Consider the following 16,061-nt stretch of genomic DNA (forward strand, 5'->3'; position numbering starts at 1 on the left):
CGTGCTCGCACCCGAGCGGCGGACGCGCGCCGACATCATCTCCGCACTGACGATCGCGGTTCTCGTGGTGGTCGCGGGGATCGTGGTGTGGGCGCACGGTGACTCGCCCGGCACCGAATCGGTGACCGCGGCCACCACCGTGCCGACGCCGGTCGCGGCCGATCAGCTGCCGACCTCGCTGCGCGAACTGTGGCGTGCGCCGGACAACGCGAGTGCGCGGGCGCTCGCGTCCGGCGGCGTCGCGGTGACCGGTGCCGACGGCACCGTCACCGGCCGCGATCCGCGTACGGGCAGCCAGCTGTGGAAGTACCAGCGCGACATGCCGCTGTGTGGGATCGAGGGCCAGTTCGGGATGGTGGTCGCGGTGTACCGCGACCACCGTGGCTGCAGTCAGTCCACCTTGCTCGCCGGAGACAACGGCGCCCGGCGAACCGCGCGCAGCAGCTACATGGACCCGAATGTGCGCCTGTCGGTCGACGGCACGTATGTGGTCGCTCAGGGCCCGGAGCGGTTGGAGGTGTGGCGCTCGGATCTGGTGCGCACCCTCGAGTACGGCTTCGTCGACGCGCCGGTGAACGTGAAAACCCAACCGCGCAAAGGCTGCGCGCTGCTGTCGGCGAGTTCCAGCCCCTCCCGGTTGGGTGTCCTGGAACGCTGCCCGACCGACCCCGCCAACCGGCTGACCGTGCTCAACCCGGCGCCGAAGGACAACACGGTGCCTGAAGAGTACGGCTCGCACGTCTTGACCGGTCTCGGCGCCGAGTCTCCCGACGCGCGGGTGATCGCGGTGTCCGACAGCCGAATCGTGCTGTACCTCCCGGGCGCGTCCGCGGGCACGGAAAAGCTGCCGCCGCGCCTTGCGGTGTACGACGGGAACGGTAATCCGGTTGTGCTGCATGATCTTTCGGCGCCGCTGAGCGAAACGAGCACGACGACGCGGATCGGCTCGGCATACCTGGTGTTCACCGGCAACAGCGTGATCGCCTTGAACGGCAGCACATTCGACCCGCTGTGGACCGCCCCCCGGGCCCTCGGCAGCCCCGCCGCCATGGCGGGCCGCTTGCTCGTGCCGGTCGCCGGCGGCATCGCAATCCTCGACCCCAGCTCCGGCGCTGAACTGACCCGCGTACCCGTCGACCGTCCCGGATACGACAACTCCCCGATCTCCCTCGCCGTGCTCGGTGGCACCGTGCTGGAGAAGCGCGGCGACACCCTCTACGCCCTCGGCTGAGGCACCGTGGCGACGTACGCTCCGGCAGGTTGTCGGTGGGTCACGCCATACTGCCGGGATGAGCGAAAACAGTTCTTCCGCAGCGAACTCCGAGCCCGGTATCACCACCTACGACGATCCTGCGGCCCCATGGAATCAGGAGTATTCCGACGAGGACATCAGGCACTGGAACGACGGCGTCATCAAGGAGTTCCGCGACAACGGCGGCAAAGTGGGCGGCGCCTACGCGGGCGGCGAGCTGCTTCTGCTGACCACGACCGGAGCCAAGAGCGGCAAGGAACACGTCGTGCCGCTCGGCTTGCTGCGGCGCGGCGACATCATGTACGTCAGCTCGTTCATAGAGGACAAATATCCAGCTTGGTACCACAACGTCAAAGCCGATCCGAAGGTCACGATCGATATCGGCACGGACAGATTCGCTGCCACCGCACGAGCCCTCGAGGGGGACGAGTACAAAGAGTTCGCACGCTGGGCGCTCGAAAACAACCCGCTCCTCGCCGACTACCAGGCCAGGGTGGCGCGGGCGCTGCCTCTGGTGGTGTTGACACCGGCCGAATCCGGCTGACATCCGGGCCGCGATACGGGCCTGAAGGCAGCGCGTCGGACGAGCCGACTCGAGCGGTGTGGCGTGGCCCATGATGGATTCATGTCCGCACTCGACGACGCCCGCGTTGTGCTACTCCGGCACGGCGAGACCAGCTGGTCCACTCAGCGGCGGCACACCGGCCGCACCGATCTGCCGCTCACCGAACGCGGCGAGAACCAGGCCAGGGCAGCGGGCACCCTGCTGACCGCGCTGGACCTGCGGGCCCCGCTGGTACTCACCAGCCCGCGGCAACGCGCGGTGCACACCGCGACGCTGGCCGGGTTCACCGACATCGTGGTCGACGCCGACCTGGCCGAATGGGACTACGGCGCCTATGAGGGATTGACCACCCCGCAGATTTGCGAGTCCATACCCGACTGGACCATCTGGACAGGAGCAGTCCCCGACGGCGAGACCGCCGACGAGGTGCGTGCCCGGGCGGACCGGATGCTCGCCTGCGTGGCACCGGTGCTGCCGGATCGGGATATCGTGCTGGTGGGGCACGGCCACTTCTCCCGGGCGTTGATCGCCCGGTGGGCCGAATTCGACATCCGGGAGGGCCGCCGCTTCGCCATGTCAACCGGTGCGCTGACCGTGCTCGGCTACGAACACGACGCGCGAACCATCCATGCGCACAACCTGCTATCCCACGGAGCATCACTGTGACCCGATCCGGCCCCCCCGCCACCGACCCCGCCGCCGACCTCGGCGCGGCTGTCCTGCGACGCGCCGTCCCCTCCGACGTGCCCTCGCTCGTGGGCCTCGTCCACGACCTGGCCGAATACGAGAAGTCACAGCACGAGTGCACGGTCACCACCGAGCAGCTGGACACCGCGCTGTTCGGGCCGGAACCGAAAGTCTTCGCCCACGTGGTGGCGGACGACACCGGCCTGGTCGGCTGCGCCATCTGGTTCCTCAACTTCTCCACCTGGGACGGGGTGCACGGCATCTACCTGGAGGACCTGTATGTCAAGCCGGAGGCCCGAGGCAAGGGTTACGGTAAGGCGCTGCTGGCGGCACTGGCGAAGGAGGCCGTGGACAACGGCTACAGTCGCGTCGCGTGGTCGGTGCTGACCTGGAACCAGCCCTCGATCAACTTCTACGAGTCGATCGGCGCCGTGGTGCAGGACGAGTGGGTCGGCTACCGGCTCGGGGGCGCCGCCCTCGGCACGCTGGCCGCCGAGGCGCGGTAAACGGCACCGGCCATGTCGTGGCTCGCGCACGTCGACCGCGTTTCCTGGCCGACGACGGCCGAGGAGGCCATGGTGATCCAGGACGACCTACGGCCGCGGGTCGATCAGCGCACCGCGCCGGGCCTGCGGTTCCACATGGTAGCCGGGCTCGACTCCGCCTACGACGACACCGGCGCCGTCGCCGCGGCAGTCGTCCTGGACGCCACCACTCTGAGGCCCGTCACCTCTACCGTGGCGCACGGCGTCGCCACCTTCCCCTACGTGCCCGGCCTGCTCGCCTTCCGCGAGATCCCGACCACCCTCGCCGCCCTCGAAAAGCTCGATACCGCACCTGATCTGCTGGTCTGCGACGGACAGGGGCTGGCGCACCCGCGCCGTTTCGGCTTGGCCTGCCACCTCGGACTGCTCACCGAAGTGCCGACGATCGGCGTCGCGAAAACCGCATGGGGCGAGTACGCCGAGCCCGGCCGGGAGCGCGGCGCTGCCACCGACATCACCATCGACGGAGAGGTGGTCGGACGCGCGCTGCGCACCCGGACCGGCGTGAAACCCGTGTTTGTGTCCGTCGGCCACCGCATCGATCTCGACATGGCGTGTGCGCAGGTGCTCGCCCTGACCCCGCGCTACCGACTGCCCGAAACCACCAGACACGCCGACCACCTCTGCCGTGCGGCGCTGCGCACCGCCCGTCAGCCCGCTTCCCGAGCGGCTGCCTCGAACTACTCCGGCTACTCCGGCTCGACCCCGTAGTCCTGCGCCATCCAGCGGGTCGACGGCGGCGCGAACAGCAGCACGAGCGCGGAGACCGCGACGATCCCGAGCAGCGCGCCGTAGACCGGCTGGTGCGAATCGGTGAGCAGTGACCAGATGACCGGAAGCAGCAGCAACTGGGCGGTGACGGCCATCGCGCGTACCCGGCGCTTCCCGAGTAGCAGTCCGATGCCCGCGGCCAGCACGGCGCCGCCTAGGATGCCGAACCAGGCGGCCGTTCCGTACCCGCTCGTCGCGCTCTGGTCGTGGCCGAGCAGCCCGCGCACGACGAGCACGATCGACACGACCACGGCGGCCACCCCTTCGAGGGTCACCACACCACCAGCCGAACGCACCGTCGTCGGCACATCGGCTGAACCGTTGTCGCTCATCGGGGCACCTCGCTGGCACTCGGCTCGGTCCTGCACGACAGAGCACTGTTTCCACGGCTCACTCGCTGACGCTCGCTCATCGGGATACCTCGCCAGAGCTCGGCTCCGCCATGACCGAGCGATGCTCGGCCGTGCTTGTGGTTCGCTCGCTGCGCTCGCTCACGCGGCAAGCCTACGACCCAGACGAACGGGACACCGCCGTGGCGTCGGCCGAGGGGCGCGAGCCCCCCAGGTTGCGTTTGCCGCTTCCCGGCACGGGTCCGGAGCGAACTAGGCTGCGAACGTGCGGACGCTCCTGATCGTGAACCCGAATGCCACCTCGACTACGCCGGCAACGCGGGACCTGCTGGCGCACGCGCTGGAGAGCCGCACCCAGCTGACCGTCGCACACACCCAGCATCGCGGCCATGCCGCCGAACTGGCGCAGTGGGCCGCTACCAATGAGATGGACCTGATCGTGGTGCACGGTGGCGATGGCACCGTCAACGAGACCGTCAACGGTTTCCTGCCGCTACCCGAACTGAACGACGGCCAGGCCTGGCTGCCCCGCCTCGGCGTGATCCCCGGCGGCTCGGCGAACGTCTTCGCCAGAGCGCTGGGCATCTCGCACGATCCGGTCACCGCGACCAACCAGCTCATCGACCTGCTGACGCTGGACAAGGACCGCAGAATCGGGCTCGGAATGGCCGATGACCGCTGGTTCTGCTTCAGCGCCGGCGTCGGCTTGGACGCCGACGTGTGCGAGGCGATCGACGCAAGCCGCGCCGACGGTCACCCGGTCACACCCGCACGCTATGTTCGAACAACTGTGCGGCAATTCTTCCGAGCCAGACGCAAGGAACCGACAATTCGGATCGAAATACCGGGTCATGTGGCGGTGCCCGGTGTGCACTACGCCTTTGTTACGAACACCACACCGTGGACCTACCTGAACACCACCCCGGTGCACACCAATCCGGGCACCCGGTTCGAGAGCGGACTCGGTCTGTTTGCCGTCCGCTCGATGGCCGTGCTCCCCACCCTCCTGCTCGCGCGTCAACTTCTTGCCGCCGATGGAAACCCCAAGTCCCGCAACTTGTTTCGTGAAGACGACGTTCCCTCCGTAAGAATTGAGACCAAGGAACCCATCGGTTTGCAAATCGACGGCGACTTCATCGGAAAGCGCAACGTGGTGGAGTTCACGTCGGTACCCAACGTCCTCGGGGTGATCGCGCCTCAGCCGGACTGAGTGCGAAACGCCGCGAAAAACATCGCGGTTGTGCTGCAAAAACCCGGTAGAGCGAGTACAAAGGACCGGGCAGGTTCCCCGTAGGGGGACTTTGAAAGCGTGAGCTTCCCCACGGTGCACCGCATGCCTATTGACATCTACGGTGTTCGTGAAAGCATTCACAAGCAACCGTGCGGAAACATTCGAGTCGCACAAGTGAACGAACCAGAAACCATAGGCGCCCTTTGCGGCGCCCAGCAAAGGAGCAGAGGAATGGACTGGCGCCACAAGGCCATCTGTCGCGATGAGGACCCCGAGCTGTTCTTCCCGGTGGGTAACAGTGGTCCGGCGCTCGCACAGATTGCCGATGCCAAGCTGGTCTGCGCTCGCTGCCCCGTCACCGCCGACTGCCTATCCTGGGCCCTGAAGTCCGGACAGGATGCCGGTGTGTGGGGTGGTATGAGCGAGGACGAGCGCCGGGCACTCAAACGCCGGAACGCGCGCACCCGCACTCGCACTGTCGTCTAGCCAGACGACCCGCATTACCGGGCCATTCAGCCCGGCCCGGTAACGCATCTTCAGCCCGGCACCCGCAAAGGTGCCGGGCTGTGTTGTATTCGCGGCTGTGCTTGTTCGGCGCCGGGTGTTCGCCACGCCACAAGACACAGCCGCAATCACTGGATGCTGCGATTACGGCGCGACGCAACCACACCGGCCCAACCCCCGGTTCCGAGCGCAGCGAGACCTAGCATTCCCGTTCGCGGCCCGGCTCGCGTCCGAGCGGCCGACGCGTCCGCGACGAAGTCGCCAGCGGCGGTCGCTCGGACGCGAGCCACAAGGGGGCCGCGAACACGCAGCGCCGCAGGCGCTGCAAAACAAGCACAGCAAATTATCGCGCGGAGCGGCGGCCCAGAGGGACGCGCAGTACCGCGTCGGTGCCGATGTCGGCGCCGGGGTGCAGGCCGATGGAGCCGCCCAGTTCGGCGGTCACGAGGGTGCGGACGATCTGGAGGCCCAGGCGGTCGGAGGACTCCAGGCTGAAATTGGAGGGAAGACCGCGGCCGTCGTCGCTGATGATCACGTCGAGCCAGCGGGCCGAGCGTTCGGAACGGATGGTGACGGTGCCGTTCTCCCCGGAGTCGAAGGCATGCTCGATGGCGTTCTGCACCAGTTCGGTCAGCACCATCACCAACGGGGTCGCGCGCTCTGCGGAGAACACACCGAGCGAACCGGCCCGGCGCACCTTGATCCGGGCGGTGTGCACAGTGGCGACGTCGGCCATGATCGGCAGCAGCCGGTCGACGACCTCGTCCAGGTCCACCTCTTCGTCCACCGACATCGACAGCATCTCGTGCACCGATGCGATCGAGGTGACCCTGCGCACCGACTCGGTGAGCGCCACCTGCGCCTCCTCGTTCTCGGTGCGGCGAGCCTGCAGGCGGAGCAGCGCGGCGACGGTCTGCAGGTTGTTCTTCACCCGGTGGTGGATCTCCCGGATGGTGGCGTCCTTGCTGAGCAGCGCGCGGTCGCGGCGCTTGACCTCGGTGACGTCGCGAACCAGTACGGCGGCGCCTGCCAGTTCACCGTGCGGGCGCAGCACCAACGTGCGCAGCAGCACGGTCGCGCCACGCGCCTCGACCTCCATGCGCCGTCCGGTCCGCCCGGCCAGGGCAGCCTGGATGTCGCCGACCACCTCCTGCGCGTCGAACGGGTCGGTGATCAACGAGCGGGTGGTGACGGCGAGATCCTGTCCCGCGAGATCGGCCTGCAAACCCATCCGGTGGTATGCCGACAACGCGTTCGGGCTGGCGTAAACGACGATGCCCTCGGTGTCGAGCCGGATGAAACCATCCCCGGCGCGCGGGCTGGAATGGGTGGCCGCGCGGTCCTCGGTGGTGGGGAAGGTGCCGTCGGCGATCATCTGGCACAGGTCGTCCGCGCAGGCAACGTAGGCGATCTCCAGCGTGCTGCGGACCCGGGAGCGTTGCAGGTCGGTGTCCCGGCTGAGCACCGCGATCACGTCGTCGCCGCAGCGCACGGGAATGGCCTCGCGCACGGCGTGCACCGGGCGCGGATGGTAGACACCGGAGGTCTCGACATCACTGTCCGCATCACTGTCCGCGCGCACGACCTTGCCGGTTACCAGCGCCTCGAACACTTGAGGATGATCGGCTTTCAGCGCCAGCGTGCCGACCATGTCCTCCTGATGCACGGTGGGCGCCGTGGTAGGGCGGCACTGGGCAACGCACACGATGTCGGCCCCCGCCGATACCGGGCCCGCTCCGACCCAGAGCAGGAGGTCGGCGAAGGACAGATCGGCGAGCAGCTGCCAATCGCCCACCACCCGCTGCAGATGGTCGACGGCGACGCCGGGTAGGTCGGTGTGCTCGGCCAGGAGCTCGCTCAGAGTCGCCATGAAGGTCTACCGCCGCGATAGGTCAGGAGATGACAGCGATCAGGTGGCCCGCCTTGATCGCGTCGCCCTCCTTGACGCCGATCGAGGTCACCGTGCCGCTGGACTCCGCGACCACCGGGATCTCCATCTTCATCGACTCGAGGATCACCAGGGTGTCGCCCTCCTGCACGTTGGCGCCTTCCTCGACGACCACCTGGTAGACGACCGACACCAGCTCGGCGAGTACTTCCTCAGCCATGACACCCCATTCACTCGTTGGCCTGTATCCGCTGAAACTACAGCCAACCACACATGAAACAATGTGCTTCAACCAGAAGGGAGACTACTCATGGGTAAGCGCGGACGTAAGAAGCGCAGCCGGAAGGGCAACGCTGCCAACCACGGCAAGCGGCCGAACGCCTGAGCGAAACGCTCAGCCGAAAAGCATGAAGCGGCACGCACTTCCCGCTGGGAAGGCGTGCCGCTCGGCATGTCCGGCTCGGCTACTCCGACGTCTCGACAGTGCTCTCGATGAAGGTGGTCGATTTACGGATCTCGATGGTCAGTCGCTCGCGCAGGGAATCCGGCGCGCGGTCGCCGCCGCACTTTCGGCTGAGCAGACCCTTGATCTTCTCCTCGATGCCGTAGGCCTCGATACAAGGGCCGCAATGGTCCATGTGGTGCTGCAACCGGGCTCTGGCGGCGTCGTCGCATTCGCCGTCCAGCATCAACCACACGTCGGCGAGTACCGCCGTGCAGTCGAGCTCCATGTCGGGGTCCCGCTCGTTACTCACGACTCCACCTCGCCGGCGCTCGGTTCCGTCGTGACTACCGCGGTAGCTGCGTTTGCGGCTCGCTCGCTACGCTCGCTCACTGCTTGACCTCCTGGCGTTCCCCCGAACGGTTGAATCCGCGCTCGCGCGCCACATCGGCGAGCAAACCCTTGAGTTGCTTGCGGCCGCGGTGCAGCCGAGACATCACCGTACCGATGGGAGTACCCATGATGTCGGCGATTTCCTTGTACGGGAAGCCTTCGACGTCGGCGTAGTACACCGCCATCCGGAATTCTTCCGGGAGTTCCTGCAGTGCCGCCTTGATATCGTCGTCCGGCAGCGCGTCCAGCGCCTCGACCTCGGCCGAGCGCAGCCCCTGCGAGGTGTGCTCGGCGGTCGCGGCCAGCTGCCAGTCGGTGATCTCGTCGGTCGGGTACTGCGCGGGCTGACGCTGTTTCTTGCGGTAGGAGTTGATGTAGGTGTTGGTCAGGATTCGATACAGCCAGGCACGGAGGTTGGTGCCTTCCCTGAAGGACTTGAATCCCTGAAACGCCTTGACGTAGGTCTCCTGCACCAAGTCTTCGGCGTCGGCCGGATTTCTGGTCATGCGCAGCGCGGCGCCGTAGAGCTGGTCGAGCAGCGGGAGCGCGTCCCGCTCGAAGCGCTGAGCCAGCTCGGCATCGTCGACCGCGGCGACACCGTCGGCCACCACGTCATCGTCGCTCGTCACACCTGTCCCTTCGATCGCCGTACTTGCCAAATCTACCGGCAACGGCACGTCGAGCGAGAATCCGGCTCGTGTCGGTAACGCCTCGGTCCATCCCGGACGGTCGTCGAGCAGCAGTGGCACCGACATCTCCTTCACGTCTTCACAGGGCCTTGTCACGTGCGACAGAGGGCTGAAATCCCTCCGAGCGCTATGTATCGCCTACAACATGCGCGGCCCGCGCGGTGTTCCCGTAGCCACTGTCCGGCACCAAGAGCCGTTGCCGCCCCTGCGGGGTCGCGCCGCTAGAGTTTCGGCCATGGCAGGAGCCTCGACCCCGGCGATCCGTACCCTGGCCCAGGCGGGGGTGGCCCACCGTGTGCACACCTACAAGCACGATCCGCGTGCCGACTCCTACGGCACCGAGGCGGTCGACGCGCTGACCGCTGAGCTCGGGCTCGCGGCCGAGCAGATCTTCAAGACCCTGGTCATCGAGCTGACTACCGGCTCGCTCGCGGTGGCCGTGCTTCCGGTGCCGAACACATTGTCGCTCAAGGCCGCCGCCGCGGCGCTCGGGGCATCGAAGGCGAGCATGGCCGACAAGACGCGGGCGGAGAAGACGACCGGGTACGTGCTCGGCGGCATTTCCCCGCTCGGCCAGCGCAAGCCGCTGCCCACCGTGGTCGACGCGTCCGCGTTGTCCTGGAACCGGGTGCTGTGCAGCGCGGGGCGGCGTGGACTGGAGATCGAGCTGGCGCCCGCCGATCTGGTCCGGCTGACTTCAGCGGTGACAGCGCCGGTGGCGTCGGTGTAATTCGGCCCGATTCGCTGTGATCTGTGCGTTACTGAATGGGCCAGGTTCATTCGACTCGAGGATGTGATGCGAATGTCCGCGCAGCATTTGCGCACCATGATCGTCGCGTTGTTCGGAGCTTTCGTCTTGGCTCTCGGTTCGGTAACGTTCTTTGCCTCGGAGTCCACCGCCGCGCCGAACACCCCTTCGATCATGCAGGTCAGCGACTTCCCCTTCGACGGTCTAGGCAGCGATGACGCCCCCTCCGGTGGGGGAAAGCTGAAGAAGGATGATAGGTCCGAGAAAGCCGAGAAGCTCGGCGGGAGCGTGACCAGCAAGATCATCGATCTTTTCGCCGGGGTTATCAAGTGCGGGCTGAATATCATGACCCCGAGCGTGAAGTGCTCGCTCTGATCGGCTGATCCGAACCGGGCAGTTCGGCTGCCCGGTTTCGTGTCTTCCCGGTCCGGTGGATCAGAGCAGGCTGATCTGCCCGCCCTCGGCCTGATCCTGCACTCGGGCAAGCAGTTCCGGCCCATTGTTGCGCACGCTGTTGACCAGCGCGGGTACCGACCGCGGCACGATCCCCGCGACCACCTCTTCGCTCGGGGTGTCCAGCAGGCCGGCCGGCGCAGGATGATCCGGATCCAGCCAGGCGTCCCAATGCTCCTTCGGCATGGGCAGCGGCATCCGGTCGTGGATGCGGGTCAGGTCGCCGATCGCGTCGGTGGTCAGGATGGTGCACGACAGCAGCGGTTCGCTCTCCGACTGGGAACGATCGCGCCACACCGACCACAGGCCCGCCATGTAGAGGCGGGATCCGTCGGCATTCGCCATGTAGTACGGATGCTTGGCGACCTTGCCCTTCGCGCCCGGCTCGGCGTTCGGGGCGATCACCCACTCGTACCAGCCGTCCATCGGCACCAGGCAGCGCCGATACTTCACCGCATCACGGAAGGCCGGCGTGGTGGCGGCCTTGTCGGCGCGGGCATTGAACAGCGGCTTGCCCTTCACCGGGACGCCGCGCTCAGCGGCCTTGGTCCAAACCGGGATCAATCCCCAGCGCATGCGCCGGATACGCAGCGTCGGACTGTCGTCCTCGCGCCCTTGTTGGTGCCGCTCGACGACGGTCAGGACCTGGGTGGTCGGGGCGACGTTGTAGTTGGTGAACGCGGCTGGAGCGCCATTGGTCTCGGTCTCGTCGATCGCATCCAGCTCGACCGCGAGCCTGCCGGGGTCGGTGGTGGTCGCATATCGTCCGCACATATCCCGATACTCCCACCCGCCGCCGACAGTCTCGGGGACAATCGATCAGTAGTTGATGACTAGTTGAGAGTTTTGACATAACATTCTCTCACAGAGTTGGTCGCTATGCCCCTTCATTCGGGCGTACGCACCAACCCAGCCACCGCAGACGGCAAGAGGAGACCCACTGTGACATCCACCGACACCGAACCGGCCGATCACCGTACGGCACTCACGTCGGTCGATCCGGCGACCGGCGAGGTGATCGGCACGCACGTCATCGCCGACGACGCCGCGGTGGCCGCGGCGGTCACGAAGGCCCGAGCGGCGGCGGCCACCTGGGGCGCGCTGAGTTTCGACGAGCGGCGTGGCTACCTGCTGCGCTGGTCGAGCAGGTTGGCGCAGAACTCGGAGAAGTTCTGCGAGCTGATTCACGCCGAGAACGGCAAGCCGCTCGACGACGCCTTTCTGGAGCTGATGCTCGCACTCGAGCACATCTCATGGGCGGCCAAGCACGCCAAGAAGGTTCTCTCCCCCAAAAAGATCTACCCCGGCGCGCTGATGTCGAACTTCGCCGCCCGGCTCGAGCAGCGCCCACTCGGCGTAATCGGCGTGATCGGTCCGTGGAACTACCCGGTCTACACCCCGAACGGCTCCATCGCGTACGCCTTGGCCGCGGGCAACACCGTGGTGTTCAAGCCGAGTGAATTCTCGACGAGCATCGGCAATTTCCTCGCCGACGCGTTCGCCGAGGCGAACCCCGAACTGCCCGAGGGCGTGTTCGTCACGATCAACGGTTACGGCGCCACCGGCGCGGCGCTGGTCCGCTCGGGCGTCGACAAGATCGCCTTCACCGGCTCCACGGCCACCGGTAAGCGGATCATGGCCGCCGCGGCGGAGAACCTCACCCCCATCCTGCTGGAATGCGGCGGCAAGGACGCTGTGATCGTCGCGGCCGACGCCGACATCAAGGCCGCCGCCGACGCTGTTGCCTGGGGCGCTACCGCCAACAGCGGCCAGACCTGCGCGGGTGTGGAGCGGGTGTACGTAGACCGCTCGGTGCGCGAGGAATTCGTCGCCGAGGTCAAGCGCATCCTGACCGACATCAAGCCCGGCTCCGATGACAAAGCCGCCTACGGTCCGATGACCATGCCGAGCCAGGTAGATATCGTGCGCCGCCACATCGAGGACGCGCTGAAGAACGGCGGCACCGCGGTGCTCGGCGGGACGGAGTCGGTCAACGCCCCATTCATCGAGCCGGTCGTGCTCGTGGATGTGGACGAGAGCTCTGAGGCTGTGTGCGAGGAGACCTTCGGCCCCACCGTCACCATCCGCACCGTGGACAGCGTGGACGAGGCGGTCGAGCTTGCCAACAACTCCAAATACGGCCTGGCCGCCGCGGTGTACTCGAAGGAGAACGGCCTGGACATCGCACGCAGGCTGCGCGTAGGCGCCACCTCGGTGAATTCGGTGCTCGCCTTCGCCGCCATCCCCGGCCTGCCCTTCGGCGGAGTCGGCGACTCCGGCATCGGCCGTATCCACGGCGAGCCCGGCCTGCGCGAATTCGTCCGCCCGCACTCGATCGCGCTGCAGCGCTTCGCCATCCCCGGTATGGCGCTGCTCAGCTATTCCCGCACCAACTCCACCATGAAGCTGCTCCGCAAGCTGGTCCCGCTCCTGCACGGACGGCACAAGTAGGGAAAGCGAAGCTGCACAAGTGGTTCGGGTACTCGACGCCACGTCGGGTGCCCGACCGCTCCACTCACCCGATCGTCTACACAGATCCATGCCGGACTCCCGCAAGTGCAACTACCAGCTCCATGAGTGGGGCGCGATCAGACAACGTGTTCTGGCCGTCGGTCGCCGGCCTGCGATGACACAGCCAGAGCGTTGCTGCGCTTCAGCAACGTGAGAGCCAGTCTTCCAACACAACTGGTGAGAACCTTCGTCAGCCACGCCTCGGGCGTCTCGCCGAACCCAACAGGCGAAACGCGATCTCCCCCAATCGTGCCCTGGAGTTCTCGAACACCTCAACCTCACGGCACCAACCGACATGGCTCGAAGTTGACCGCCGCTGGTCGCTTCCGCTAGCCGCTACGCCGCCGCCCGCACCTAGCAGCGATGGCGGGGTGCCAGTTCCGGTTGCGGGCGCTGCTGGTCTCGCAGGACGGAGCGCCCGGGCCCCCTGAAGTTTCGACCCATTGCCGCCCAGCTGGATCATAGTGACGTAGGTCACAATAACGAGTTGTCACGTTCGGACGGGTTGTCTTGTCCCATAGCCGACCACGCAGAACGAGCCCCACGGAGCAAGCGATGAACACCGAAACCACCACCCGAGAAATCGTCGTCCTCGGTGCCGGCTACACCGGCATGCTGGCCGCCATCCGGCTGGCTCGCAACACCCGCAAACTGGATGTGCGCATCACTTTGGTGAACCCCTCGGTCCGCTTCACCGAGCGGCTGCGCATGCACCAGGTCGCCGCCGGCCAGGAATTGGCCAACCACAATATTCCCGCCCTGCTGACCGGTTCGGGTGTCGACTTCCACCAGGCCGCCGCCACCGCCATCGACGCCGAGGCCCGCCTGATCACCCTCGACGACGGCGCGATCCTGCACTACGACAACCTCGTCTACGCGCTCGGCAGCAGCACCGACACGAGCACCGTGCCCGGGGCGAACGAGCACGCCTGGACGCTCGACGATCCCCGCCTGGCGCACCGCTTTTCGCAGCGCCTGACCGAAGTGGCCCTGGCCGGTGGCGGCGTCTCCGTCTGCGGCGGCGGACTTACCGGCATCGAAGCCGCCGCCGAGATCGCCGAGGCACACCCGGGCCTGACCGTCACGCTCGTCAGCCATGCCGAACCCGGCTCGATGCTGGGGGACAAGGCCCGCGCCTACCTGAACCGAGTCCTCGACCGGCTCGGTGTGGTCCGCAGGGTCGGCGTGAAGGTCACCAAGGTGCTGCCTGATGCCGTGCGACTGGACACCGGTGAACTGATCGCCTCGGAGCTGACCCTGTTGACCACCGGCGTCAAGGTCTCACCACTGGCCGCTCAGGCCGGAATAGCCACGGACCCGAAAGGCCTCATCGTCACCGACCCCACCCTGCGCTCGGTGTCACACCCGGAGATCCACGCCATCGGTGACGCTGCGCTGGTTCAGCAGAACTGGGGCCAGGTCCACGGTACCTGCCAGAGTGGTTTGCCCACCGCCGCCTACACCGCCGACACCCTGGCCCGGCTGCTGCGCGGCAAGACCGTGAAGCCATTCCGCTACGGCTACTTCCACCAGCCGGTGAGCCTGGGCCGCAAGGACGCGGTCATCCAGTTCACCAATGCCGATGACACCCCGAACCGCTGGTACCTCCAGGGCAAGGCCGCAGTCGCCTATAAGCAGTCGGTGAGCAGCACCCCGCCGCTGGCCTTCAAGATGAGCAAGTACATGAAGGCGCAGGTGCAGCTGTCCGAGGGCGGCCGCGCCACCCGCGAAACCGCATGATCCCCCGGGGCGGAGGCCGGATGACGAATCCGGCCTCCCCGTAGACCCTGATCACCGCGACCAGTAGATATGAGTCCTATGCAGGACCACAACACCGATAGGCAGCCCCCCGCCGCCGAGCGGACCGACGCACCGATCGACCCCTTCGTCGAACACCGCCGCCTGCTCTTCGGCACCGCCTACCAGATGCTCGGCAGCGTCGCCGACACCGAGGACATCCTGCAGGAGGCCTGGCTGAAATGGAACGCAGCAGACCAGGCTTCGGTCGAGCACCCCAAGTCCTACCTGGTCCGCACCATCACCAACCTCTCGCTCAACCGCCTCACCTCCGCCCGGGCCACCCGCGAAACCTATGTCGGCCCATGGCTTCCCGAACCGCTGCTCACCGCACCCGACACCGCCGAGGAGACCGAGATGGCCGACACTGTGTCGACCGCCATGCTGGTCGTCCTCGAAACCCTCAATCCCACCGAGCGCGCTGTCTTCGTACTGCGCGAGGTGTTCGGTTACACCTACGCCGAAATCGGCGGCTTCCTGGATCGCCCCGAGGCGACCGTCCGTCAGATCTCGCACCGTGCACGCAATCACGTGCAGGCCCGCCGCCTGCGCTTCGACGCCGACGACGAATCCCGCAGGGAGATCACCGAGAAGTTCATGGCCGCCTGCCACGGCGGCGACCTCAACGCCCTCATGGAACTGCTCGCCCCCGACGTGACCCTGTGGAACGACGGCGGCGGCATCGTCACTGCGGCCCGCCGCCCGCTGCACGGCTCCGACCATGTGGGTCGCTGGATGCTGGGCGTCATGGCCAAGCCGGTCTCCGCCGACATCCGCCTCGAATCCGCCATTGTCAATGGCGAACTCAGCATTATCGGTGTGATCGGAGACTACCGGGTCGGCGCGCTCACCTACGACATCGTCCACGGCCGCATCGAAAACATTCGCTTCCAGGTCAATCCGACCAAGCTAGGTGGAATCCAGTCCGCGGGCGAAGCCTCTTCCGAGGGACTCCGAGAACAACCCCTCGAGCCGGAAATGTAGATATGCGGAAGAGCTACCGGCGTCGGCAGGTGCCGCGGCCCCTACCGGTCACGCTCGATCGGTGGACTCTCGTCGGTGACCAGCCGGACCAGATGACACGTTTCTTACCGGCACCCCGATACGCCAGCTGGACTTCACACCGCGGCGTCACCATACCCATGTGTACAGAGCGGCGATAACCACTCCGGCTTGGATGGCACTGGTCGCAACTCCTTAGCACCGGATCGATCGGATCACTCCCTCGACCCCCA

Annotated in this window: 19 protein-coding genes; 13 read left to right on the forward strand and 6 right to left on the reverse strand. The window is 66.7% G+C overall.

The features are described 5' to 3' along the window. Position 1: 1 nt before the first annotated feature. The 5 genes from OH799_RS17640 (at position 2) to OH799_RS17660 (ending at position 3,760) form a co-directional block, all read left to right on the forward strand. Positions 2 to 1,231 (forward strand): hypothetical protein, encoded by a 1,230-nt coding sequence (locus OH799_RS17640; RefSeq protein ID WP_406265077.1) that lies wholly within the window; start codon positions 2 to 4, stop codon positions 1,229 to 1,231. Positions 1,232 to 1,289: 58 nt separating this feature from the next. Further along, positions 1,290 to 1,796: a nitroreductase family deazaflavin-dependent oxidoreductase gene (locus OH799_RS17645; RefSeq protein ID WP_406265080.1), complete on the forward strand. Its 507-nt coding sequence runs from the start codon at positions 1,290 to 1,292 to the stop codon at positions 1,794 to 1,796. Positions 1,797 to 1,877: 81 nt separating this feature from the next. Then, positions 1,878 to 2,483: an acid phosphatase gene (locus tag OH799_RS17650; RefSeq protein WP_406265083.1), complete on the forward strand. Its 606-nt coding sequence runs from the start codon at positions 1,878 to 1,880 to the stop codon at positions 2,481 to 2,483. Continuing rightward, entirely contained in the window at positions 2,480 to 3,010 is a 531-nt protein-coding gene (locus OH799_RS17655; protein ID WP_406265086.1) for a GNAT family N-acetyltransferase, read from the forward strand. Before OH799_RS17650 ends, OH799_RS17655 begins: the two co-directional genes overlap by 4 nt. 12 nt (positions 3,011 to 3,022) lie before the next feature. Next, positions 3,023 to 3,760 (forward strand): endonuclease V, encoded by a 738-nt coding sequence (locus OH799_RS17660; protein WP_406265089.1) that lies wholly within the window; start codon positions 3,023 to 3,025, stop codon positions 3,758 to 3,760. On the opposite strand, the gene OH799_RS17665 is transcribed toward OH799_RS17660, so the two are convergent. Further along, complete coding sequence (locus tag OH799_RS17665) at positions 3,739 to 4,152, reverse strand: hypothetical protein (RefSeq protein ID WP_406265092.1); 414 nt, start codon at positions 4,150 to 4,152, stop codon at positions 3,739 to 3,741. The two genes, OH799_RS17660 and OH799_RS17665, sit on opposite strands and share 22 nt — an antisense overlap. Positions 4,153 to 4,435: 283 nt before the next feature. Between OH799_RS17665 and OH799_RS17670 the strand changes: the two genes are divergently transcribed. Together OH799_RS17670 and OH799_RS17675 are read left to right on the forward strand one after the other, a co-directional pair. After that, positions 4,436 to 5,380, forward strand: a complete 945-nt coding sequence (locus OH799_RS17670) for a diacylglycerol/lipid kinase family protein (RefSeq protein WP_406265095.1) — start codon at positions 4,436 to 4,438, stop codon at positions 5,378 to 5,380. Positions 5,381 to 5,632: 252 nt separating this feature from the next. Next, positions 5,633 to 5,887: a WhiB family transcriptional regulator gene (locus tag OH799_RS17675; RefSeq protein ID WP_011211115.1), complete on the forward strand. Its 255-nt coding sequence runs from the start codon at positions 5,633 to 5,635 to the stop codon at positions 5,885 to 5,887. Between the two features lie 361 nt (positions 5,888 to 6,248). Here the strand turns inward: OH799_RS17675 and OH799_RS17680 are convergent, their stop codons facing one another. Together OH799_RS17680 and OH799_RS17685 are read right to left on the reverse strand one after the other, a co-directional pair. Next, positions 6,249 to 7,775, reverse strand: a complete 1,527-nt coding sequence (locus tag OH799_RS17680; RefSeq protein WP_406265098.1) for a sensor histidine kinase — start codon at positions 7,773 to 7,775, stop codon at positions 6,249 to 6,251. Between the two features lie 22 nt (positions 7,776 to 7,797). Further along, positions 7,798 to 8,013: a biotin/lipoyl-binding carrier protein gene (locus OH799_RS17685; RefSeq protein WP_406265101.1), complete on the reverse strand. Its 216-nt coding sequence runs from the start codon at positions 8,011 to 8,013 to the stop codon at positions 7,798 to 7,800. Between the two features lie 90 nt (positions 8,014 to 8,103). On the opposite strand from OH799_RS17685, the gene OH799_RS17690 reads away from it, so the two are divergent. Then, positions 8,104 to 8,178 (forward strand): 50S ribosomal protein bL37, encoded by a 75-nt coding sequence (locus OH799_RS17690; protein ID WP_022597109.1) that lies wholly within the window; start codon positions 8,104 to 8,106, stop codon positions 8,176 to 8,178. A gap of 79 nt (positions 8,179 to 8,257) precedes the next feature. On the opposite strand, the gene rsrA is transcribed toward OH799_RS17690, so the two are convergent. Both rsrA and OH799_RS17700 read right to left on the reverse strand, forming a co-directional pair. After that, on the reverse strand, positions 8,258 to 8,524 hold the full coding sequence (gene rsrA / locus OH799_RS17695) for a mycothiol system anti-sigma-R factor (RefSeq protein ID WP_406282214.1): 267 nt from the start codon (positions 8,522 to 8,524) through the stop codon (positions 8,258 to 8,260). A 100-nt stretch (positions 8,525 to 8,624) separates the two neighbouring features. Continuing rightward, a complete protein-coding gene (locus OH799_RS17700; RefSeq protein ID WP_406282217.1) occupies positions 8,625 to 9,257 on the reverse strand; it encodes a sigma-70 family RNA polymerase sigma factor in 633 nt (210 codons plus the stop codon). Between the two features lie 295 nt (positions 9,258 to 9,552). On the opposite strand from OH799_RS17700, the gene ybaK reads away from it, so the two are divergent. Together ybaK and OH799_RS17710 are read left to right on the forward strand one after the other, a co-directional pair. Next, the gene (gene ybaK, locus OH799_RS17705) at positions 9,553 to 10,047 is read left to right on the forward strand and encodes a Cys-tRNA(Pro) deacylase (protein WP_357266954.1); all 495 of its coding nucleotides are present in this window, start codon (positions 9,553 to 9,555) and stop codon (positions 10,045 to 10,047) included. A 72-nt stretch (positions 10,048 to 10,119) separates the two neighbouring features. Further along, positions 10,120 to 10,440 carry a hypothetical protein gene (locus OH799_RS17710; RefSeq protein ID WP_406265105.1) on the forward strand — a complete coding sequence of 107 codons (321 nt, stop codon included), beginning with the start codon at positions 10,120 to 10,122 and terminating at the stop codon, positions 10,438 to 10,440. Positions 10,441 to 10,500: 60 nt separating this feature from the next. Here the strand turns inward: OH799_RS17710 and OH799_RS17715 are convergent, their stop codons facing one another. Beyond that, a complete protein-coding gene (locus OH799_RS17715; RefSeq protein ID WP_406265108.1) occupies positions 10,501 to 11,292 on the reverse strand; it encodes an SOS response-associated peptidase in 792 nt (263 codons plus the stop codon). 168 nt (positions 11,293 to 11,460) lie between these two features. Between OH799_RS17715 and OH799_RS17720 the strand changes: the two genes are divergently transcribed. From OH799_RS17720 to OH799_RS17730, 3 genes are all read left to right on the forward strand, one after another. Beyond that, a complete protein-coding gene (locus OH799_RS17720) occupies positions 11,461 to 12,969 on the forward strand; it encodes an aldehyde dehydrogenase family protein (RefSeq protein WP_406265111.1) in 1,509 nt (502 codons plus the stop codon). Positions 12,970 to 13,584: 615 nt separating this feature from the next. Continuing rightward, complete coding sequence (locus OH799_RS17725) at positions 13,585 to 14,769, forward strand: NAD(P)/FAD-dependent oxidoreductase (RefSeq protein WP_406265114.1); 1,185 nt, start codon at positions 13,585 to 13,587, stop codon at positions 14,767 to 14,769. A gap of 78 nt (positions 14,770 to 14,847) precedes the next feature. Then, a complete protein-coding gene (locus OH799_RS17730) occupies positions 14,848 to 15,810 on the forward strand; it encodes an RNA polymerase sigma-70 factor (protein WP_406265116.1) in 963 nt (320 codons plus the stop codon). The last annotated feature ends 251 nt before the right edge of the window (positions 15,811 to 16,061 follow it).

It is taken from the genome of Nocardia sp. NBC_00881 (genome assembly GCF_045207455.1).
Classification (GTDB): Bacteria; Actinomycetota; Actinomycetes; order Mycobacteriales; family Mycobacteriaceae; genus Nocardia.